This window comes from Bradyrhizobium sp. AZCC 1578 (assembly GCF_036924675.1).
Taxonomy (GTDB): domain Bacteria; phylum Pseudomonadota; class Alphaproteobacteria; order Rhizobiales; family Xanthobacteraceae; genus Bradyrhizobium.
In genome coordinates, this window is sequence record NZ_JAZHRZ010000001.1 from 6,404,279 (window position 1) to 6,426,026 (window position 21,748).

General features: G+C 63.1%; 13 protein-coding genes. 11 read left to right on the forward strand and 2 right to left on the reverse strand.

Annotation, left to right across the window (positions count from 1 at the left end):
• Positions 1 to 160 precede the first annotated feature (160 nt).
• The 6 genes from V1290_RS30540 to V1290_RS30565 all read left to right on the forward strand — a co-directional run bounded on the left by V1290_RS30540 (position 161) and on the right by V1290_RS30565 (position 11,167).
• Positions 161 to 1,687, forward strand: coding sequence for a UxaA family hydrolase (locus V1290_RS30540; RefSeq protein ID WP_334367806.1), 1,527 nt, complete (start codon positions 161 to 163; stop codon positions 1,685 to 1,687).
• Positions 1,688 to 2,070: 383 nt separating this feature from the next.
• Positions 2,071 to 5,349 (forward strand): transglutaminase family protein, encoded by a 3,279-nt coding sequence (locus tag V1290_RS30545; protein ID WP_334367807.1) that lies wholly within the window; start codon positions 2,071 to 2,073, stop codon positions 5,347 to 5,349.
• A 28-nt stretch (positions 5,350 to 5,377) separates the two neighbouring features.
• Positions 5,378 to 7,888: a circularly permuted type 2 ATP-grasp protein gene (locus V1290_RS30550; protein ID WP_334367808.1), complete on the forward strand. Its 2,511-nt coding sequence runs from the start codon at positions 5,378 to 5,380 to the stop codon at positions 7,886 to 7,888.
• On the forward strand, positions 7,885 to 8,763 hold the full coding sequence (locus V1290_RS30555; RefSeq protein ID WP_334367809.1) for a transglutaminase family protein: 879 nt from the start codon (positions 7,885 to 7,887) through the stop codon (positions 8,761 to 8,763). The genes V1290_RS30550 and V1290_RS30555 overlap by 4 nt, the downstream gene beginning before the upstream one ends.
• A 226-nt stretch (positions 8,764 to 8,989) precedes the next feature.
• Complete coding sequence (locus V1290_RS30560; protein WP_334369222.1) at positions 8,990 to 9,412, forward strand: cache domain-containing protein; 423 nt, start codon at positions 8,990 to 8,992, stop codon at positions 9,410 to 9,412.
• 54 nt (positions 9,413 to 9,466) lie between these two features.
• Positions 9,467 to 11,167: a methyl-accepting chemotaxis protein gene (locus V1290_RS30565; RefSeq protein WP_334367810.1), complete on the forward strand. Its 1,701-nt coding sequence runs from the start codon at positions 9,467 to 9,469 to the stop codon at positions 11,165 to 11,167.
• Positions 11,168 to 11,260: 93 nt separating this feature from the next.
• Here V1290_RS30565 and V1290_RS30570 read toward each other — a convergent pair whose 3' ends face one another.
• Both V1290_RS30570 and V1290_RS30575 read right to left on the reverse strand, forming a co-directional pair.
• Complete coding sequence (locus tag V1290_RS30570) at positions 11,261 to 12,148, reverse strand: alpha/beta fold hydrolase (protein ID WP_334367811.1); 888 nt, start codon at positions 12,146 to 12,148, stop codon at positions 11,261 to 11,263.
• 129 nt (positions 12,149 to 12,277) lie between these two features.
• Positions 12,278 to 13,984 carry a methyl-accepting chemotaxis protein gene (locus tag V1290_RS30575; protein WP_334367812.1) on the reverse strand — a complete coding sequence of 569 codons (1,707 nt, stop codon included), beginning with the start codon at positions 13,982 to 13,984 and terminating at the stop codon, positions 12,278 to 12,280.
• Between the two features lie 452 nt (positions 13,985 to 14,436).
• On the opposite strand from V1290_RS30575, the gene V1290_RS30580 reads away from it, so the two are divergent.
• The 5 genes from V1290_RS30580 to V1290_RS30600 all read left to right on the forward strand — a co-directional run bounded on the left by V1290_RS30580 (position 14,437) and on the right by V1290_RS30600 (position 21,694).
• Positions 14,437 to 15,027 (forward strand): hypothetical protein, encoded by a 591-nt coding sequence (locus tag V1290_RS30580; RefSeq protein WP_334367813.1) that lies wholly within the window; start codon positions 14,437 to 14,439, stop codon positions 15,025 to 15,027.
• Positions 15,028 to 15,191: 164 nt separating this feature from the next.
• Positions 15,192 to 16,574: an ethanolamine ammonia-lyase subunit EutB gene (locus V1290_RS30585; RefSeq protein WP_334367814.1), complete on the forward strand. Its 1,383-nt coding sequence runs from the start codon at positions 15,192 to 15,194 to the stop codon at positions 16,572 to 16,574.
• Positions 16,575 to 16,706: 132 nt separating this feature from the next.
• Complete coding sequence (locus tag V1290_RS30590) at positions 16,707 to 18,293, forward strand: B12-binding domain-containing radical SAM protein (protein WP_334367815.1); 1,587 nt, start codon at positions 16,707 to 16,709, stop codon at positions 18,291 to 18,293.
• A 5-nt stretch (positions 18,294 to 18,298) separates the two neighbouring features.
• Positions 18,299 to 19,093, forward strand: a complete 795-nt coding sequence (eutC, locus tag V1290_RS30595) for an ethanolamine ammonia-lyase subunit EutC (RefSeq protein ID WP_334367816.1) — start codon at positions 18,299 to 18,301, stop codon at positions 19,091 to 19,093.
• A 210-nt stretch (positions 19,094 to 19,303) separates the two neighbouring features.
• The gene (locus V1290_RS30600; RefSeq protein ID WP_334367817.1) at positions 19,304 to 21,694 is read left to right on the forward strand and encodes an efflux RND transporter permease subunit; all 2,391 of its coding nucleotides are present in this window, start codon (positions 19,304 to 19,306) and stop codon (positions 21,692 to 21,694) included.
• Positions 21,695 to 21,748 lie beyond the last annotated feature (54 nt).

Sequence of the window (21,748 nt, forward strand, 5' to 3'; positions counted from 1 at the left end):
CAGCGCTTCTTAGCGCTGCACCGCAGAGCCGGGACCTAGTAGCAGCAGCGGTGCGTGGGCCCCGGATCAGCAGCGCATCGTAGGAGTCGCGCGAAGCGCGATCCCGAACGCGCTGCGCAGCATCCGGGGCACGATAGCTAGATACCGAGGAGACACTCCCATGACCACCCCGGCACCCGTGATCCGCCTGCACCCTGACGATGGCGTGCTGATCGCGCGCGCGAGCTTGCCGCCGGGGATGGTGGTGGCCGAGGGCGTCACCACAACCCAACGGATTCCTGCCGGCCATAAGGTCGCGATCAGGCCGATCGCCGCAGGCGAGCCGGTCCGCCGCTACGGCCAGATCATCGGCTTTGCCACCGCGCCAATCGCGCCGGGCCAGCACGTGCACACGCAAAACTGCGGCATGGGCGATTTTGCCAAGGACTATGCCTATGGCGTCGACGTCAAGCCGGTGCCGAATTTCGATCTGCCCGCCAGCTTCGACGGCATTCGCCGCGCCGACGGCCGTGTGGCGACGCGCAACTATATCGGGATCCTCACCTCGGTGAATTGCAGCGCCCATGTCGCCGGCATCGTCGCCGACATGTTCAAGAAGAATCCCTTCACCGGCGACAATCCGCTGGCCGACTATCCGAACGTCGATGGCGTGGTGGCGCTGACCCACAAGACCGGCTGCGGCATGACGCAGAACGAACCGCTGGCGCTGTTGCGGCGGACACTCGGCGGCTACGCGCGGCACGCAAATTTCTCCCATGTGGTCGTGCTGGGGCTTGGCTGCGAGGTCAACCAGATCGGCGGGCTGATGGAGGAGCAAAAGCTCGCCGGACGTTTGCGCGCGATGGACATCCAGGAAGTCGGCGGCACCCGCAAGACGGTGGAGGCCGGCATCGCCTTCGTGAAGGAGGCGCTGACCGACGCCAATAAAGTAAAGCGCGAGAAGGTCGCAGCCAGCGAATTGACGGTGGCGCTGCAATGCGGCGGCTCGGACGGTTACTCCGGCGTATCGGCCAATCCGGCACTGGGCGCGGCGAGCGATCTGCTGGTGCGCCACGGCGGCACCGTGATCCTCTCGGAGACGCCGGAGACCTATGGCGCCGAACATCTGCTGACGCGGCGCGCCGTCAGCCGCGAGGTCGGCGAAAAACTCGTCGGCCTGATGCGCTGGTGGGAAGAATACACCAGGCGCGAAGGCGCCGAGATGAATGCCAATCCAAGCCCCGGCAACAAAGCCGGCGGCCTCACCACCATCCTGGAAAAATCATTGGGCGCGATGGCGAAGGCCGGCAGCACCAATCTGGTCGACGTGCTCAACTATGCTGAGCCGATCACCAAGAAGGGTTTTGTCTTTATGGACACGCCCGGCTACGACCCGGTTGCGGCGACAGGCCAGGTCGCGGGCGGCGCCAACATGGTCTGCTTCACCACGGGCCGCGGCAGCGTGTTCGGCTGCAAGCCCGCGCCCTCGATCAAGCTCGCGACCAACACGCCGATGTACAAGCGCATGGAAGATGACATGGACGTCAATTGCGGCACCATCCTCGACGGCGAGGAGACCGTGCAGCAATGCGGCCAGCGCATTTTCGAATTGATGCTGAAAACGGCATCCGGCCAGCCGACCAAAAGCGAGAGTTTTGATTTCGGTAGTGCCGAGTTCGCGCCGTGGGTGCTTGGGGCGACGATGTAGTTCTTGCACAGCTCGTCGCCCCTGCGAACGCAGGGGCCCATAACCACCGCTCGAAGTCGTTGAAGCAAAGCTGTCACCCCGCGTGCCCCTTACGCTGGCCGCGGCGTATGGGTCCCTGCGCTCGCAGGGACGACGTAATAGAGGCGAGAACCCCTCAACTTGTCGCCCCTGCGAACGCAGGGCCCATAACCACAGCCGTTCGTTGTTTCAGCAGGTGTCAGCGATTCCGCTTCACTTCATAAATCACGCGGTATGGGTCCCCTGCGTTCGCAGGGACGACAGTGGGAGCCGCACGTCCCATAGGCACCTCATGCCCGTTGTTAATGCTTGATCCCGCTCGGAACCGGTGTTCTGCTTAAAAAAGCCGCTGGAGTCTCCGGTCCGTGTCGATCTACGTCGCACTACACCACGTCACGCACTACAAATATGACCGACCGATCGATCTCGGCCCTCAGACCGTTCGCCTGCGTCCGGCGCCGCATACGCGGACGCCGATCCTGAGCTATTCGCTCAAGGTGACGCCCGCCAATCATTTCGTGAACTGGCAGCAGGATCCGCAGGGCAATTGGCTGGCGCGCTTCGTCTTTCCGGAGAAGGCGTCGGAGCTCAGAATAGAAGTCGACTTCACCGCGCAGATGACGGTCGTCAATCCCTTCGATTTCTTCGTCGAGCCCTATGCCAATTCCTTTCCGTTTCAGTACACCGCCGATCTCAAGACCGAGCTCGCGCCCTATCTCGCAACCTCCGAGCAGGGGCCGTTGTTCGCGGCTTACTTAAAGGAGATTCCGCGCGAGGCCGACAGCACGGTCAATTTCCTGGTCGAGCTCAACGCTCAGCTTCAGAAGAAGATCAAGTATGTCATCCGGATGGAGCCGGGCATTCAGACGCCGGAGGAGACGCTGGCGCGGGGTTCCGGCTCGTGCCGCGATTCGGCGTGGCTGTTGATCCAGGCATTGCGGCATCTCGGTCTCGCCGCGCGCTTCGTCTCCGGCTACCTCATGCAGTTGCGTCCCGATATCGATCCTATCGAAGGCCCGCGCGAGGTCGAAAGCGATTTCACCGATCTGCACGCATGGGCGGAGGTCTACCTTCCCGGCGCCGGCTGGATAGGGTTCGACGTCACCTCGGGCATGCTGACGGGAGAGGGGCATATCCCCGTCGCTGCCACGCCGCATTATCGCTCCGCGGCGCCGGTCTCGGGCAGCGCCGGCTTCGCCAACGTCGAATTCGGTTTCGAGATGAGCGTCAGGCGCATCCGCGAGGCGCCGCGGATCACGCGGCCGTTCTCCGATGAATCCTGGACACGGCTCGATCGGCTCGGCGAGCAGGTCGATGCCGATCTCAGGCGCGACGACGTGCGGCTGACCATGGGCGGCGAGCCGACCTTTGTCTCGATCGACGATCTCGAATCGCCGGAATGGAACATCGCTGCCATCGGCCCGACCAAGCAGGCGCTGGCGGATGAGCTGATCCGAAAGCTGCGGGCGCGTTTCGCGCCGGGTGGGTTACTGCATTACGGGCAAGGTAAATGGTATCCGGGCGAAAGCCTGCCGCGCTGGGCGTTCGGACTCTATTGGCGCAAGGACGGCGTGCCGATCTGGAAGAATGCCGACCTGATCGCAAAGATTGAGAACCCGCACAAAGCCGATGTCGCAGACGCCCGGCAACTGATGGAAGGCATCGCGAAGCGGCTCGGCCTCGACGCCAGCTACGTGATGCCGGCGCACGAAGACCCCGTGCATTGGTTGCAAAAGGAAGCCGCACTTCCGGTCAATGTCGATCCCGGCGACTCCAAGTTGTCCGATCCCGAAGAACGATCACGCATGGCGCGGGTGTTCGATGAAGGGCTCGACAAGCCGAAAGGGTTCGTGCTGCCGGTCCAGCATGCGGACGCCGATGGTCCTCGCTGGATGAGCGAGCGCTGGCAATTCCGGCGCAGCCATTTGTTTCTGATCCCAGGCGATTCCCCGCTCGGGCTCCGGCTGCCGATGGCGTCGCTGCCGCATGTTCCGCCGGAAGAATATCCTTATGTCGTCGAGCAGGATCCGATGGAAGCGCGGCTGGAGCTTGCGGCCGAAGACAAGGAGCCTGAAGCAGGGGACACGCAACGGCGAGCGCAAGAGCCGAAAGCAAAGTGCAAACTCAGGCCGGTGCGCACGGCAACCTCGGTCGAAATCCGCGACGGCGTGTTGTGCGCCTTCATGCCGCCGGTCGAGAAGCTCGAACACTATCTTCATCTGATCGCGGCGGTCGAGGCGACTGCCGAAGAGTTGCAGATACCGGTTTATGTCGAGGGCTACGGGCCGCCTTACGATCCGCGCGTCGAGGTCATCAAGGTGACGCCCGATCCCGGCGTGATCGAAATCAACGTACAGCCGGCGCAAAGCTGGCGCGAGGCGGTCGACATCACCTTCGGCCTGTATGAAGACGCCGCCAAGATCCGGCTCGGCGCCAACCGCTTCCTTGTCGATGGCCGCCACACCGGCACCGGCGGTGGAAATCATGTCGTTGTCGGCGGCTCTACACCGCAGGATTCGCCGTTCCTGCGCCGTCCGGATTTGCTGAAGAGCCTGGTGCTGTACTGGCAGCGCCATCCGTCGCTGTCCTATTTGTTCTCCGGCATGTTCATCGGCCCGACCAGCCAGGCGCCGCGTATCGACGAGGCACGGCACGACGGGCTCTATGAACTCGAAATCGCGCTCTCGCATGTGCCGCCGCCCGATATCGAAGCCCCGCTATGGCTGGTCGACCGGCTGTTCCGACATATCCTCGTCGACATAACCGGTAATACCCATCGCGCCGAAATCTGCATCGACAAGCTCTATTCGCCCGATGGCCCGACCGGCCGTCTCGGGCTGGTCGAATTCCGCGCGCTCGAAATGCCGCCCGACCCGCGGATGTCGCTGGCGCAGCAATTGTTGATCCGCGCGCTGATCGCAAAGCTCTGGCGCGAGCCGCAGCAGGGCAAGTTCGTACGCTGGGGAACCGCGCTGCATGATCGTTTCATGCTGCCGCATTTCCTCTGGGAGGATTTTCTCGGCGTGCTCGATGAGCTCAGGCAATCCGGCTATGAGTTTTCGCCGGAATGGTATTCGGCACAGCTCGAATTCCGTTTTCCCGTGTTCGGCCGTGTCCATCACGGCGGCGTCGCGCTGGAATTGCGTCAGGCGCTGGAGCCCTGGCATGTGCTGGGCGAGGAGGGCTCGGCCGGCGGTACCGTGCGCTATGTCGATTCTTCCGTGGAGCGCCTGCAGGTCAAGGCAACCGGCTTTGTCGAGGGACGCCACGTCGTGACCTGCAACGGCAGGCGGATGCCGATGACATCAACGGGACGCTCCGGCGAAGCCGTGGCCGCCGTCCGCTTCAAGGCCTGGCAGCCGGCCTCGGGGCTGCATCCGACCATCCCGGTCCACGCGCCCCTGACATTTGACTTGATCGATAGCTGGAACGGCCGTTCGCTCGGCGGCTGCGTCTACCACGTCGCCCATCCCGGCGGCCGCAATTACGATACCAAGCCGGTCAATTCCTATGAGGCGGAGGCGCGGCGGCTGGCCCGGTTTCAGGATCACGGCCACACCCCGGGGCGAATCGAGCCGCCGCCCGAGGAACGCACAATTGAATTCCCTTTGACGCTCGACTTGAGGACGCCGCTCCTGATCTAATCGGAAGCGACGGTCTCGGGGAATCGGAATGTCAGGCCTAGGCAGCAATCAGGAGAGCAAGGCCCGTCCGGGTCAGCGCCGGATGGCGCAATGGACGCGCGACTATGCGCGGCTGCCCGGCACTCCCGACGAATATATCGGGCCTGATGGCGCGCCGCGCGCGGCCTGGACCCGCTTTTTCGATGCCTTTTCAGCACTTTCGCCGCCAGATATCGAACGCCGCTTCGCCTCCGCGGACCGGCATCTGCGCGAGGCCGGCGTCACCTATCGCGCGCCTGGCGAAACCGCCGACCGGCTGTGGCCGCTCAGCCATCTGCCGCTGATCATCGACGAGGCCGATTGGCAGCAACTGACCACGGGTATCGCGCAGCGCGCCCAATTGTTTGAAATGATTCTGCGCGATCTCTATGGTGAGGCTCGGCTGGTCAGCGATGGTGCGGTGCCCGCGGCCGCGATTGCCGGCAGCAATGAATATCTCCGCGCCGTCTGCGGCGTCAAACCACCGGGCGGGCGTCATCTTCATTTCTATGCCGCCGATGTCGGCCGCGGCCCCGACGGGCGCTGGTGGGTGCTGAACGACCGCACCCAGGCGCCGTCGGGTGCCGGCTATGCGCTGGAAAACCGCTTGGTGCTGTCGCGCGCCTTTTCCAGTCTCTACAAGTCGATGAACGTCGAGCGCGTGGCGCCGTTCTTCGAGGCGTTCCGCGATTCGCTCCGCGCCAGCGCCGACCGGGACGAGCCGCGCATCGGCCTGTTGACGCCGGGCGCTTTCAGCGAAACCTATTTCGAACACGCCACGCTGGCGCGCTATCTCGGCTTTCTCCTGGTCGAGGGCGACGATCTCGCCGTTAGCGGCGACCGCATCCATATCCGCACCGTCGCGGGCCTGAAGCGGCTCGACGTGTTGTTGCGCAGAGTCGATTCCAATTTCCTCGATCCGCTGGAGCTCGATGCCTCGTCGCATCTCGGCGTGCCCGGCCTGATCGATGTGCTGCGCAAGGACGGCGTCGTCGTCGCCAACATGCCGGGCTCGGGCGTATTGGAGGCGAGGGCGCTGCTCGGATTCCTGCCTAGTCTGTGCCGCCGCCTACTTGGCGAGACTTTGGTCATGCCGCACATCGCGACGTGGTGGTGCGGCCAGAAATCGGCGCGTGAGGAAGTGCTGTCGCGGCTGGAGGATTTCGTCATCGAGGGCGCCTATGGCCGGGCCGTTCCCGGCTTTTCCAGCCATGCGCCCGTGCTTGCCGGCGAGTTGCCGCCAGCCGAGCGCGACCGGCTCCGGCAGGCGATCACCGAGCGCGGTATCGACTATGTCGGCCAGGAACTGGTGCGCCTGTCGACCACGCCGGTGTGGGAGCAAGGTCGGATCGCGCCGCGGCCGTTCGTGCTGAGGGTATTTGCCGCCGCTACCCCGCAAGGCTGGACCATCCTGCCCGGCGGCTTCTGCCGGATCGCCGAACAGGCGGATGCGCGTGCAGTATCGATGGGTGACGGGGCGCGGTCGGCGGATGTCTGGGTGGTGTCCGACAAGGCCGTATCGTCGGCGACGCTGTTGCCCGGCGCCGACACGGTGCGGATCAGGCGGATCGCCGGCGTGGTGCCGAGCCGTGCCGCGGATAATCTGTTCTGGCTCGGCCGCTATCTCGAACGCGCCGAGGCGACGCTGCGGCTGATCCGTGCGCTTGGCACCTCGACGCGCGACCCTGCCAAGGGAGCGTCAACCGCGTTGCATTCGGTCGAGCGTATCCAGCGGATTCTCGTGACCTGGGGCGCTACCTCGCAGGCGACGCGGACCAATCCGGCGCGGGTCATCGCGGAAGCGCTGCAGAGCGAGGAGAAGTTCGGTTCTGCACTTTCGCTGGTGCGATCCGTGCAGCGAACTGCGAGTTCGCTGCGCGAGCGGCTTTCGCCCGATGCCTGGCAGATCATCACCGAGATGGTGGAGCGCCTTGCGCTGCAGGTCGACGACGACGACAGCATCGTCAGCGCCGCTGAATTGACGCTGCAGGAGCTGGCGAGCCTTGCCGGCCTGGCGCAGGAGAACATGAACCGCGCCGCCGGATGGCGCTTCCTCGACATGGGCCGCCGCGCCGAGCGCGCCATCAACACCGCGCGGTTCGCGCGGCAGTTCGCCTATGACGAAGCGGGCGAAGATGACCTCGACGCGCTGTTGACGCTGGTGGATTGCCAGATCACCTACCGCTCGCGCTATCTGGTCGGGCCGGCGCTGGCGCCGGTTCGCGACCTCGCCGTGCTCGACCCTTATAATCCGCGCTCGGTCGCCTTTCAGGTCGCAGCGCTCAACGACCACATCGCGGCGCTGCCAAGCCTGAAGGAACATGGTTTGATCGAGCGGCCACAGCGGCTGGCGGTGGCGTTGCAGGCAACGCTGACGACGGCGGAGGCCGCGACGCTGGATGTGAAAACGCTGTTTGCGCTCGAACAGGATCTGCTCAATCTGGCCGACGCCATCGGCCTGCATTACTTCCCGCACGGGCCCAATGCGAGCCGGCCGGAGAAGCTCACGGGCCTCGCGTGATCTACGACATCCGTCACGTCACGACCTACGCTTACGAGAGCCCGGTGAGTTTTGCGCGCTGCTCGCTGCGGCTGGAGCCGCGAACCGGCGACGGGCAGCAATTGATCTCGCACGCGGTCGAGATCCGGCCGCGGCCGGCCGAACGCACGGTGCGACGGGACTTTTTCGGAACGCATACCGAGAGCGTGCTGATCGAGACCGCGCATCGCAATTTGCGGATCGATTCCCGCTCACGGGTTTCGGTCGCGCGTCTGGCGCCTGGTCGCGCGGCACCCAGCCCGCCCTGGGAGCGGATCCGCGACGTGGCCTTTGAGGCTACCAGCCTCGGTCCCGCTTCGCCGGTCGGATATGTCTTTGCGAGCTCACTGGTGCCGGTGCTGGCGCCGCTCACTGCCTATGCCGCGCCAAGCTTCGCGCCGGGCGGCGGCATCCTCACGGGCGCCGTCGACCTGATGCGCCGCATCCGCAGCGATTTCAGATACGACTCCAAGGCCACCGTGATTTCGACGCCGCTTAAGGAAGTGTTCGAGAAGCGCCACGGCGTCTGCCAGGACTTTGCCCATGTGATGATTGCGGGCCTGCGCGGGCTCGGCCTGCCGGCGGCCTATGTCAGCGGCTATCTGCGCACCGTTCCGCCCGCCGGCCAGCCGCGGCTGCAGGGCGCCGACGCCAGCCACGCCTGGGTCTCGGTCTGGTGCGGCGCCGAGCTCGGCTGGGTCGGCTTCGATCCGACCAACGACCTCCTGGTCGAGAACGATCATATCGTCCTGTCGATCGGCAGGGACTTCTCCGACGTCTCGCCGGTCGACGGCATCATCGTCGGATCGCCCAAGCAGAAGCTCAACGTCGCCGTGGACGTGCTGCTGGTGGAATGAGGCTGGAATGCCTCGATGCCGGACTTCTTAAGAATTGGTTGTCCTGCCGCAGCGGTTAAGCCGCGCTAATCTCCGCTGCACTACGGATAGGCACCTTAACGGAAGGTTTGCACTTTTGTTGCCAGCATGACGTGCGCGGAACCGCGCCTGCAAGTTGCGTCCACCTAGCCAGGAGATAATCGTGAACAATTGGTCGACAAAGCCTTTCGTTTCCGCCGTGGCAGCCATGCTTGTTTTCGGCGGTAGCGCCAGCGCGGGCGGCGGCGCAACCAAGGATGAAGCCGTTGCCATGGTCAAGCAGGCCGTTACCTTCATCAAGGAGCAGGGACCCGAAAAGGCGTATCCCGAGCTCACCAACAAGGCCAGCAAGTTCCGCGACCGCGATCTCTATGTCGTGGTCTACCAGCTCGACGGCAAAGTGCTGGCTCACGGCTCGAACGAGAAATTCGTCGGCAAGGATCTGATCGACGCCCAGGATGTCGACGGCAAGCTCTACGTCAAGGAGCGCGTCGAACTCGCCGCCAAGCAGGCCTCGTTCTGGCAGGATTACAAGTTCGTCAATCCGGTGAGCAAGAAGGTCGAGCCGAAGGAAATGTACTGCGAGAAGCTGGACAACACGGCCGTCTGCGCAGGCGTCTACAAGCTCTGACCCCGATCAAGCGTTTGCGTTGTTGTGCGGCGATCGCCGCACTGAAGGGGTGACATGCTCGGCTGGATCAAGAACATTGGCCTTTCATGGAAAGTCCAGCTCGCTCCCGCGTTCCTGATCGCCGTCCTGATCGGGCTCGGCGCCTACGCGTTGCAAACGTTGCGGTCGAATCAGGCCGCCGTTGACGCGTTGGTGTCCGGTCCGGTCCGGCAATCGGAGCTGGCCAACGATCTCACCACAACGGTGTGGACGGCGCACGCCAAGCTCTATCGTCTTGCTGCCACGGCAGCCAACGAAAAGGACGAGAAGAAAGTAGCTGCGGTCGCCAAGGAGGCTTCGGCTGCGGCCGGCAAGATTTCCGAGGCGATGAAGGCGGTCGAAGGCATCAAGGGCGGGCTCGGCCCGGAGACTTTCGACAAGCTGAAAGCTGCGGTCGCGGGCTATCTCAAGCAATCGAAAAACGCGATCGAGATGGCCGACGGCGACGCCGGTTCGGCGCTGATATTCATCAAGGGTGCAGAGCGCAATTTTGCCGTCATTGAAAAGCTGGTCGACGACCTGATCGCCCATAGCAGCGATAGCAAGGATCGCGAGATTACCCGTGCCGGGATCAAGCTCGAGCAACAACAGATGACGCTGACGGCCGCCCTTCTGGTGGTTGCACTTGCCGGTATCCTGGTTTCGTTTTTGATCGGTCGAAGTACGTCCCGTCCCGTCGTGGCGATGTCGAGGGCGATGCGCGAACTTGCCGCCGGGCATTTCGAGGTCCAACTGCCCGGCCTTGAGCGCCGCGATGAAGTCGGCCAGATGGCGCACGCGATCCAGGAATTCAAGGTGCAGGCGATCGCCAAGGCCGAACGCGAGACGGCGGAGCGCGAGGAAAAGAACCGCGAGCTGGCATCGGCCCGCCGTGCCGAGCTTCATAACCTGGCGGAGAGTTTCGAGATCGCGGTCGGCAATATCGTCGAGAACGTTGGCTCAGCCTCGGCCGAATTGGAAAATTCCGCCGCGATCCTGACCAACAGCAGCGTGGCCACCCAGGAGCTCTCCACCGTGGTCGCCGCGGCTTCCGAGGAGACTTCCAGCAACGTGCAGTCGGTGGCGTCCGCCACCGAGGAAATGGCCAGCTCCGTCAATGAAATCGGCAGGCAGGTTGCGAATTCCAACCGGATCGCCAACGAGGCCGTCGTTCAGGCGCAAAAGACCGACGCCCGGATCATCGAATTGTCGGAAGCGGCAAACCGCATCGGCGACGTAACCAGGTTGATCACCACGATCGCCGAGCAGACCAATCTACTGGCACTCAACGCAACCATCGAAGCCGCCCGCGCCGGTGACGCCGGCCGCGGCTTTGCGGTGGTTGCCCAGGAGGTCAAGGCGCTCGCCACCCAGACCGCCAAGGCAACCAGCGAAATCTCGACCCAGATCGCCGAGATGCAATCGGCGACGCAGGAATCGGTGCACGCCATCAAGGAAATCAGCGGCACCATCGGCCGGGTTTCCGAAATCGCCGCGGCGATCGCTGCTGCCATCGAGGAGCAGGGCGCTGCCACCCAGGAAATTGCGCGCAACGTGCAGCAGGCGGCAGTGGGCTCGACCCAGGTCGCGACCAGCATCGCCGACGTCAACCGTGGCGCCGGCGAAATCGGCACGGCATCGTCACAGGTGCTGGCCAACGCGCAACTGCTCTCCAACGAAAACAAGCGCCTCAAGGCCGAGGTGGGCAAGTTTCTCGCAACCGTGCGGTCGGCTTAAGCCGTAGGGCCCACGTTCGCGCCTTGCAGGAGCGGCCATCAGCGGATCATCGATCGAGTGATTGTTGCGAATCCTCGACGTCACAAGGAACAATTAGTGCCTACTGAAAAATGCCAGCACGGCTTGGTCGAACGCATCCGGTTTCTCGGAGGGCACGGTATGCGAACTGCCGGCGATAGTTGTCCGCTCCTGGTTAGGCAGGCAGCTCGCGAGCTGATCGATAATCCTGTGAAAGAACTTCGGGCTCGACTCACCATTTGACAGCAACGTCGGCGCATTGATGGTCTTGGCCATATCGCAGGTGAAGACGGGTCTCGGGCGTTTCGTCATCGCGTCAGCCCGGTAGGTCGCAAAATTATCCAAATTCATTTGCTTATCGACATCGGAACGGCGCTCATAGGCCCCGGCGCCACCTACTCCATTTACGAAAAGCGGAATACCAATTTCGGCATTCCCAGCCCTAATGGCTTCTCTCGCCGCGGCCAGTTTGCCGCCGAACTCTTTAAGTACATCAGCTCCATCGGAGGTACCAGCCAACATGCCTGCCGCGGGCGGTTCGTTTAGAGCGAGACTGGTTACCATTTCCGGGTGCGACGCGGCAAAAAAAAGAGCCGCGTGCGCCCCAGAAGAATGCGCCACCACCCGAACCTTTGACAGTCCGAGCGCGCGCACCAAGGCTGCGAGGTCTTCGCCGTGGGCATCGGCGGCTCCGTCTGGCATCCCTTCCGGGCTGCTCTCGTTCGGGAAATTGTTGCGGCGACTGTACGCGATGGCGCGATAGCGGTCGGCGAATTTCGGAAGATGACCGGCCCACATTCGGTGGTCTTGCAGGCCACCATGAACAAATATGACCGGATCGCCTCGCCCCAATTCGACATAGGCAAGCTCAGTACCGTTTACTGAAATTCGCTTCACATCTTGAGCGGTGGCTGTTGCCGCTAGAAATATCGATGTTGCAGCCCCCAAGACGCCTCGGAACATGCTCGTCTCCATCTGTGTATCTGGAGGTTTGCCCTTCGACGAATGGGAGGATTATGATCCGAAAACGGTCATCTGTCTGTTGTATGCTTCACACGCCACCACTATTGCCCAGCCTCAGATGCCGCCGGCTTACGTGCCGGTCTTGCGCGCCGGCTCTGACGAATCCGCACGCAGGTTGCGGAAGAATTTTTCGACCTCGCGCGACAGCGTTTCGGCCGTGGCCGTCAGTTCGCTGGATGCCGTAAGGACCGAAGTCGCCGCCGTGCTCGTCGTGCCGATGGCGTCGCTGAGCGATCCGATATTGACGACCAGCGTTCCATTGCCCTGCGCCGCCAATTGCGCGTTCGCCGAGATTTCACGGGTCGCCGCATCCTGCTGCTCGATCGCGCTGGCAATGATGGAAGTCACCTCGTTGATGTCGCGCACGGCGGCGCCGATCTCGCGGACCGCTTCGACGGAGGTTTTGGTCGACGTCTGGATCAGGCCGACGTTCTGGCCGATTTCGGCGGTCGCCTTGGCGGTCTGCTCGGCCAGCGCCTTGACCTCGTGGGCGACCACGGCGAAGCCGCGGCCGGCGTCGCCGGCGCGCGCGGCTTCGATCGTTGCGTTGAGCGCGAGAAGGTTGGTTTGCTCGGCGATCGCCTGGATCAGGTTGAGCACGCCGTCGATGCGCTGGGTCGCAGCCGCAAGCCCCTCGATTTCGGAGACCGATTTCTCGGTGCGCTGGCCCGCCTGCTCGACGGCGTTGGCCGACTGGCGCACCTGGCGGCCGATTTCCTCGACGGAAGCGGAAAGCTCTTCGGCAGCGCTCGCGACCGCGGAGACGTTGCTGGAGGCCTGTTCGGTCGCACCGTTGGCGGCCACCGCGCGTCCGCTTGCTTCCGATGAGACGCTGGCGATGGTCTGGGCGGTACCGCGCATCGCGGTCGCATTGTCGGTGACCGCGCGCAGTACCCCGCCGATCGCTTCCCGGAACGCATCGACCGAGGCTTCGATGTGGCGGGTGCGCTCGTCACGAGCCCTGGAATCCTCCAGCACCTGCGAATTGAGGTTGCGGTTGCGATCCATCGCTTCCTGGAAGATCTTGATGGCACGGGCGAGCGCTCCGATTTCGTCGGCGCGTTCAGCATGCGGAACCTCGACGCCTTCGGCGCCGTCGGCAACCTGCTTGATGGTGGCGGTGATCACCGAGAGCGGGCGCGCGATCGAACGGGAAATGATCAGCACGCCGAGGACGACTACCACCAGCGCCAACAAGCCGAGGCAAGTCAGGATAAATGCCATCGTATGGTTGGTGTCGGTCTGTTGGGCCAGCCTCCTGCTGCGTTCGGCATAGACTTTGGAGAGCGCCTCGAGATCCTTATTCAGCGCGGTGCGCACTTGGCGGTTGGCGTCGTTGTCGCCCCATTCACGCCCCGCAGCCCCGTTGATCTCGACGCCGCGGCGAACCAGCTCCTTGCGGAAGTCGACGAACTGTTCGATGCGCTTCTTGAAGGTGGCGAACTGCTGGGCGTCGTCGGCCTGGACCAGCGTTTCCCAGTTCTTGACCACATCGAGAATACGCTCGTTGAACTTGAGCAGCCCGTCGCCGTACTTCTTCACCACGGCGGGTTCCGTCGACATGTAGATGCCGCGGGATTCCATCACGACCGCATAGACCAGCGAATTGATGCGCTCGACGTTGAGCGCGGCGCGGCTCGCGATCGAGACCTCTTCGGTAAGGGCCGCATTCTGACGGGTGTTGTAATCGGATAAGGCCGTGATGGCTGCGACGAGCAACGCGAACAGCGCGAAGATCGAATACAATTTGGCTGCAAGCGAAAATCGGGATGCCATGGCGCCACCAAAATAAGTAGGGGAAATTCAGCCGTATCGGCACGCCGGATGAGATCCAGTGAATGCCGTCAGCGTAGGCAATGTGCTGAATTTTGGTGGAGAATGTCTTAACGCGCGAAGTTCGCAGAACCGCAACTAACGGCAAATCATCGAGTAACTTCAAACGATTACTTGGATGTCGCGGGATGCCTCGCCGGGAAAATTCGGCATGTCGGTGCGACTGCAACGGGCCTTGGTATATCCGCGCAATTGGAGGTGGCTGGCGCGGCGGAAGAAGCCCGGGTCCCACGACTGCCCGACAAGACGGTACCGCCATGACGGCGCAGCGCGCCTAATCCTCCGAAGGACGGTTCGCATTGGCAAGCAGCCGTGGCGCGAATCAAGCTAGTTAGACAGCGAGCGCGGCGAAGGTGGCGCCGCGCTGCTCCGATTATGCGTGAGAATTGGGACTCATGACTCAAAGTGCCGCCTTGCCGGGCAATCTCGATCTCTATCTCCACGTGCGCGTGCTGATCGCCCTGATCCTCGGGCTCAGCGTCACGCGTCTGGTCAGTGGTATCGCGGCATTGGTCCAGCACCCCGGTCGCTACCCGATTTGGCCTGTACATCTTGGCTGGGTCGCCTGGACGCTCCTGAACGTAGTCGCGTTCTGGTGGTGGGAGTTTCGGCTGAGCCACATCCAGCACTGGACGTACGGCCTTTACTTCTTCGTTTGCGTGTACGCATCGATGTACTATTTCCTGAGCGTTCTGCTTTTCCCGCAGGATCTCGATGAATATAAGGGCTACGAGGATTACTTTCTCTCCCGCCGCCGCTGGTTCTTTGGTTTCACGGAAGCCCTCGATGTGGTCGATACCTGGATAAAGGGCGAAGCGCATCTGCGATCGCTGGGACTGGAATATCTCGTCGCCACCAGCGCATTCATATTGCTGTCCGTGGTAGCCGCGAGAACGCGCAACCCAAAATTTCACATGTTGTTTGCGCTCAGCGCGGTGGCTTATCAAATAAGCTTTTCGATCCGCCACTTTGGTACGCTGGATTAGTCACAGGCGGGGACCCTGATGGCTGGTCCCGTCCACCGCGCGGCCTCGAGCGGATTGAAGCCCGGATGAAGCCGACACTCCGCTGATTGCGGCCTGTAGCCTTGGCTGGTCGCCCGGCATAGACTAGCCAGGCAACGGAGCGGGTACGGCGCAGGAAAGTCAGCATGGTCTATCGGCAGATCATCGGTGCCACCACCTATGCGTTCGACGGTTTGCGCGAGCTGCTCGCCAAAGCGACACCGCTGCGATCCGGCGACCGTCTTGCCGGCGTCGCGGCCGATAGCGCGGAACAGATGATCGCAGCGCGAATGGCGCTCGCCGACGTGCCGCTGAAGCAGTTCCTCAACGAGGCCGTCATTCCCTATGAGGATGACGAGGTCACCCGGCTGATCATCGACAGCCACGATGCCCCGGGCTTTGCCGCCATATCGTCGCTGACCGTCGGTGGCTTCCGCGACTGGCTGCTCTCCGACGCCGCAACAAGCGAGTCTTTGGCGAAGGTCTCGCGCGGGATCACGCCGGAAATGGCCGCCGGCGTCTCAAAACTGATGCGCAACCAGGATCTGATCCTGGTCGCCAAGAAATGCGCGGTAACCTCGGCCTTTCGCAACACCATCGGCCTGAAGGGGCGGATGAGCGTGCGGCTGCAGCCCAACCATCCCTTCGATGACGCCAAGGGCATTACCGCTTCGATCCTCGACGGCGTCCTCCTGGGATCGGGCGATGCCTGCATCGGTATCAATCCGGCCAGCGATGATCCCGCCGTGATCGGCGAGTTGCTGCGGCTGCTCGACGGCATCATCTCGCGGCTGCAGATCCCGACGCAGGGCTGCGTGCTCACGCATGTCACCACGACGCTTGGATTGATCGGGCAGGGTGCGCCGGTCGATCTGGTGTTTCAGTCGATCGCCGGAACGGAGGCTGCCAATCGCAGTTTTGGTGTCGATCTCGCGCTGCTGCGCGAGGCGCGTGAGGCGGGGCTGTCGCTGCGCCGCGGCACGGTCGGCGAAAATTTGATGTATTTCGAGACGGGGCAGGGTTCGGCGCTGTCGGCCAACGCCCATCACAATGTCGACCAGCAGACATGCGAGGCGCGGGCCTACGCGGTGGCGCGCGCGTTCGATCCGCTGCTGGTTAACAGCGTGGTCGGTTTCATCGGTCCGGAATATCTTTACGACGGCAAGGAAATCATCCGCGCCGGCCTGGAGGACCATTTCTGCGGCAAGCTGCTCGGCCTGCCGCTCGGGGTCGACGTCTGCTACACCAACCATGCCGAAGCCGATCAGGACGACATGGACAATTTGCTGACGCTATTGGCCGCCGCCGGCGTCACCTTCATCATGGGCGTGCCGGGCGCCGACGACGTCATGCTGAACTATCAGTCGACCTCGTTCCACGACGCGCTCTACGTCCGGGACCTCTTCGGCTTGAAGCGAGCGCCCGAGTTCGACGATTGGCTGGTCCGATCAGGCCTCGCGGACGGCAATTTCCGGCTTGCCGGCAACGCCGGCCTGCTGCCCGAATTTGCCTCGCGGCTGATCGCCTGAACTCCGGCCTGCAGATTTTCGTGCAACCAATTGAACCCAAAGCGAGTTAGAAGTCACAGTCACAATATTGAAGAATTTCTGGCCCAACTTTCAATGTCGTGCTTAAATTCATGTCAGCCTTGAGGAAATTTGATGAGAGCTGAAGGCATTGGAACGGTACGGCGTATCCTGTGCGTCTTCCCGCGCTATACGTCTTCTTTCGGCACGTTCGAATACGCCTATCCCCTGACCGCTGGCGTGAAGGCTTTCATGCCGCCACAGGGCCTCCTCCTGATCGCGGCCTATCTCCCGGCAAACTGGCAGGTGCGTTTCATCGACGAGAACATTCGCCCCGCCAGCAAGGAAGACTTCGAATGGGCGGAAGCGGTCTTCGTCAGCGGCATGCACATCCAGCGCCAGCAGATGAACGACATCTGTCGCCGCGCCCATGCCTTCGATCTTGCGGTCGCGATCGGCGGCCCGTCGGTGAGCGCGTGCCCGGATTACTATCCCTCGTTCGACTATCTCCATGTCGGCGAACTCGGCGACGCCACCAATGAACTGATCGCGCGGCTGGCGCGCGACCCTTCGCGTCCCGAGCAGCAGGTGGTGCTGACGACCAGTGAACGCCTGTCGATGACGGAGTTTCCGATTCCGGCCTACGAGCTGGCGGAAGTGAAGAAGTATCTCCTCGGCAGCATCCAGTATTCGAGCGGCTGCCCCTATCAGTGCGAGTTCTGCGACATCCCCGGGCTCTATGGCCGCAACCCGCGCCTGAAGACGCCGCAGCAGATCGTTGCCGAACTGGACAGGATGCGCGAATGCGGCATCACCGATACGGTCTATTTCGTCGACGACAATTTCATCGGCAACCGCAAGGCCACGCTGGATTTGCTGCCGCATCTGATCGAATGGCAGAAGAGGACAGGCTACGTCGTGCGGCTGGCCTGCGAGGCGACGCTGAACATCGCCAAGCGGCCCGAGATCCTGGAGAAGATGCGCGAGGCGAGGTTCGTCACCGTGTTCTGTGGCATCGAGACGCCCGATCCCGACGCGCTGCACGCAATGCACAAGGACCACAACATGATGGTCCCGATCCACGAAGGCATCCACACCATCAATTCCTACGGTATGGAGGTCGTCTCCGGCATCATCATGGGTCTCGACACCGACAAGCCGGGCACGGCGGACGCACTGCTCAACTTCGTCGATGAATCGCGGATTCCGCTGCTGACGATCAATCTGCTGCAGGCGCTGCCGAAGACGCCGCTGTGGGACAGGCTGGAGCGCGAAGGCCGGCTCAACGATGACGAGAGCCGCGATTCCAACGTCGAATTCCTGATGCCCTACGACCAGGTCATCAATTCCTGGAAGCGATGCATGGAGGTCGCCTTCCAGCCCGAGAAGCTCTATGCGCGCTACCAGTATCAATGCGACTACACCTACGCCAACCGGATCAAGGTGCCGGTCGCGCCTGAAATGAAGACCTGGCCCAACATCAGGCGCGCGCTGATCATGCTGCGCAACATCTTCTGGCAGGTCGGTGTGCTCAGCGATTACAGGCGCGTGTTCTGGAAATTCGCGATCGGGCGCCTCAGGCGCGGCGATCTCGAAGGGCTGATCGGTTCGGCCACGATCGCGCATCATCTGATCAAGTTCGCGCGCGCGGCGTCCGGCGGCCAGCAGAATGCATCGAACTATTCGATCCGGCTGCGCGAGGCCTCCGTGCTTGCCGAGTAAGGCTCATGAAAACGCCGACACCGCCGACCCGCTCGCTCGAAGCCCTGCGGGAGCTGACGTCGGCGCGCGTCGGACTCGGCCGCTCCGGCGCGAGCATGCCGACCGACGCGCTGCTTGCCTTCACCCTCGACCACGCACGCGCGCGCGATGCCGTGCATGCCGCATTCGATGTGGAGCATCTGGTTGCCGGATTGGCCGGCCTCGGCCTGGAGGTCAGTGAGGTTTCCAGTCAGGCGGGCAACCGGCGCGACTATCTGCGCCGCCCCGATCTCGGACGCGTGCTCGACCCGGATTCGCGGCGCGCGCTGGAAATGCAAGGCGGCGGTGCGAACCAGGTTGTGATCGTGATCGGCGACGGGCTGTCGCCGGCAGCCGTCAATGTCCACGCGGTCGAGCTGGTCCGCCATCTTGCTCCGCGCCTGACGGAGGCCGGGATCCGGTGCGGCCATGTCGTGGTCGCCGCTGGTGCACGCGTGGCGCTGGGCGACGAGATCGGTGCCGTGCTCGGCGCGCAGATGGTGGTGATGCTGATCGGCGAGCGGCCCGGCCTGTCGGCCCCCGACAGTCTCGGCGCCTATCTGACCTTTGCGCCGCGCGGCGGCCTCACCGACGAGAAGCGCAATTGCGTGTCCAATATCCACGGCGCAGGCCTGAGCTACGATGAGGCCGCCTTCAAGATCGCGTGGTTGGTGCGTGAAGGCATCGCGCGCCGGGTTACCGGCGTGGCGCTGAAGGACGAAAGCGGAACCGCGCTGATCGCCGCCAGTGGCGCTGGCAGGTGTGGCAAATCAGAGACTTAACGCGCATTTTCGACATTTGCGTCCCGATTTGCCCTGCCGCGCGCGCTTGCCGGATCAGGTTCGGGCCTGTAAAACGGCGCCGGTTAATTTACCGCGTGATTTCAAGGGCTAGTGCCGATCGGATAGGGGCTGGCAAAGCCGTATTCGCGCCACCAAGCTGCACAAAAAACCAAGCTACACAAACAGGCCGACGTGAGAACTGGACAGGGTATGCTCGACAAGAACTCGGAAAGTCGCGTCCACGTCGCAGCCATAGAGGAGCCGCCGCAGGGCAAGAGCATCGCCTTCGGGCTCGAGCGCATGGGGCTGATCGCGATCAAGGCGCCGATCCTGTCCATGGTCATTCTCGCGGTGCTGATCGTGGCGGCGATCTTCGGCATCCAGCGCATCAAGATCGACGACTCGCTGAGCCAGTTGTTCCGTTCCGATTCCAAGGACTTCAAGCAATATGAGGCCGTGACCAAGCGCTTTCCGGCGACCGAATTCGACGTGCTGGTCGTGGTCGAGGGCAAGACGCTGCTGGCCCGCGAGAACCTCGAAAAGATCCGCGACATGGTCACCGACCTGCAACTGGTCGAGGGTGTGCGCGGCCTGGTCTCGCTGTTTTCGGCGCGTCAGGCGCCGGAGCCCGGCAAGTTGCCGGCCGCGCTGTTCCCGCCCGAACTGCCGCAGGGCGCCGCCTACGACAAGTTCGCCGAGACCGTCAAATCCAACGAGATCATTCGCGGCAAGCTGTTGTCCGAGGACGGTACGCTGGCGCTGATCGTGTTGTCGCTGGAGCCGAAGGTCGTTTCCTCGAACGATCTCGGCACGGTGGTCGGCGAAATGCGGAAGATCATGGCCGAGGATCTTTCCGGCAGCGGGCTCAACGCCCAGCTTTCCGGCGTTCCCGTCATGCAGCTCGAGATCCGCAACGCGGTCAAGCGCGACGGGCTGACCTACAACATTCTCGGTATCCTGGCCGGCTGCATCATCGCGATCGTTTTCTTCCGCAAGATATCGTTCATGGTGGTTGCGGCCTTCCCGCCGATCATCGCGATCCTGCTCGCGCTCGGTGGCCTCGGGTGGGCCGGTTTCAATCTCAACATGTTCCTGAACGTGATGACGCCGCTCATCATGGTGATCAGCTTCTCGGACTCCATGCAGTTGACGTTCGCGGCGCGCGACCGCCTCATTGCCGGCCAGGACAAGCTGAAGGCCTTCACCAACGCCGTGCTGGTAGTCGGCCCGGCCTGCGTGCTGACCCATGGCACCGCCGGCATTTCCTTCATCGCGCTGCAATTCTCCGATTCCGAACTGATCCGCAAATTCGGCGAGGCCGGTCTTGCCGCCACCATCATCGCGCTGGTGGCCGTGCTGTCGCTGGTGCCCGTATTCGGCGTGCTGTTCGTCCGCAACGAGAAGATTTTTGCGGTGAAGTTCCAGAGCGCCGACGCCGGCGTGCAGGCGCTGCGCAATTTCTGTTACTGGATTGCGGTCCGCATGGTCAGCCGCCCCGGCATGTTCAGCCTGATCGCGCTGATCTTCGTCGGTGCGCTGGGCTACATCTACGCCACGCTGGAGCCGCGCTACCGGCTCGCCGACCAGGTGCCGGACAAGCGGCAGGCGGTGGCGGCATCGGGCCGGCTCGACGCCAAGCTCACCGGCGCCAACCCGATCGACGTGCTGATCGAATTCCCCAAGGGCGCCTCGCTCTACGCGCCGGAAACCTTGAAGACGATCGCCGACGTCCACTCGATGGTCGAGAAGTCGGCCGGCGTCGGCAACGTCTGGTCGCTGGAAACGCTGCGCCGCTGGCTCGCCGAAAAGGCCGGCAGCAACGACGTCGCGACGCTGAAGGAATATGTCAGCGTCATCCCGGAACATCTGGTCCGTCGCTTCATCTCGGCCGAACAAGATGCGGTGGTGGTCTCAGGACGTGTGCCCGATCTCGATTCGAGCGAAATCCTTCCCGTGGTCGACAAGCTCGACAAGGCGCTGGACAAGGTGCGCGCCGAGCATCCAGGTTATGAGATTGCGGTCACCGGCCTGTCGGCGATTGCCGCCCGCAACAGCGCCAACATGATTTCGAAGCTGAATGCCGGCCTCACGGTCGAGTTCCTGCTGGTCGCGATCTTCATTGGCCTCGCATTCCGCTCGGTCGTGGTGATGTTCTCCTGCATCCTGCCCGGCATTTTTCCGGTCGTAGCATCGGGCACGGTGCTCTGGATAATGGGTGAGGGGCTGCAATTCGCCAGCGTCGTCGCGCTGACGGTATCGTTCGGCCTCGGCTTGAGCGCCACCATCCACTTCCTCAACCGCTTGCGGCTGGAGAGCAAGCCGGGCGTGACTGCGGGACTGGCGGTTGAGCGCGCCACCGTGCTGGTCGGTCCGGCGCTGATTCTGACCACGGTGGTGCTGGCCTGCGGCCTCGGCGTCACCGTGTTCTCCGACCTGCCGTCGCTACGCTTGTTCGGCTGGCTCAGCGCGTTCTCGATGATCGCAGCGCTGGTCGCTGACCTCTTCATCCTGCGGCCGACCTCGATGTTCCTGATCAGCCTGTCGGAAAAGATTCGCGGCGTCAGTCACGTCAAGCCAGCGGAGAACAAGGCTGCCGAATAACGAACGCTGCTGAACAATAGGGGTCGCCGGCCAACGGCAGCCGCAGAGGGGATG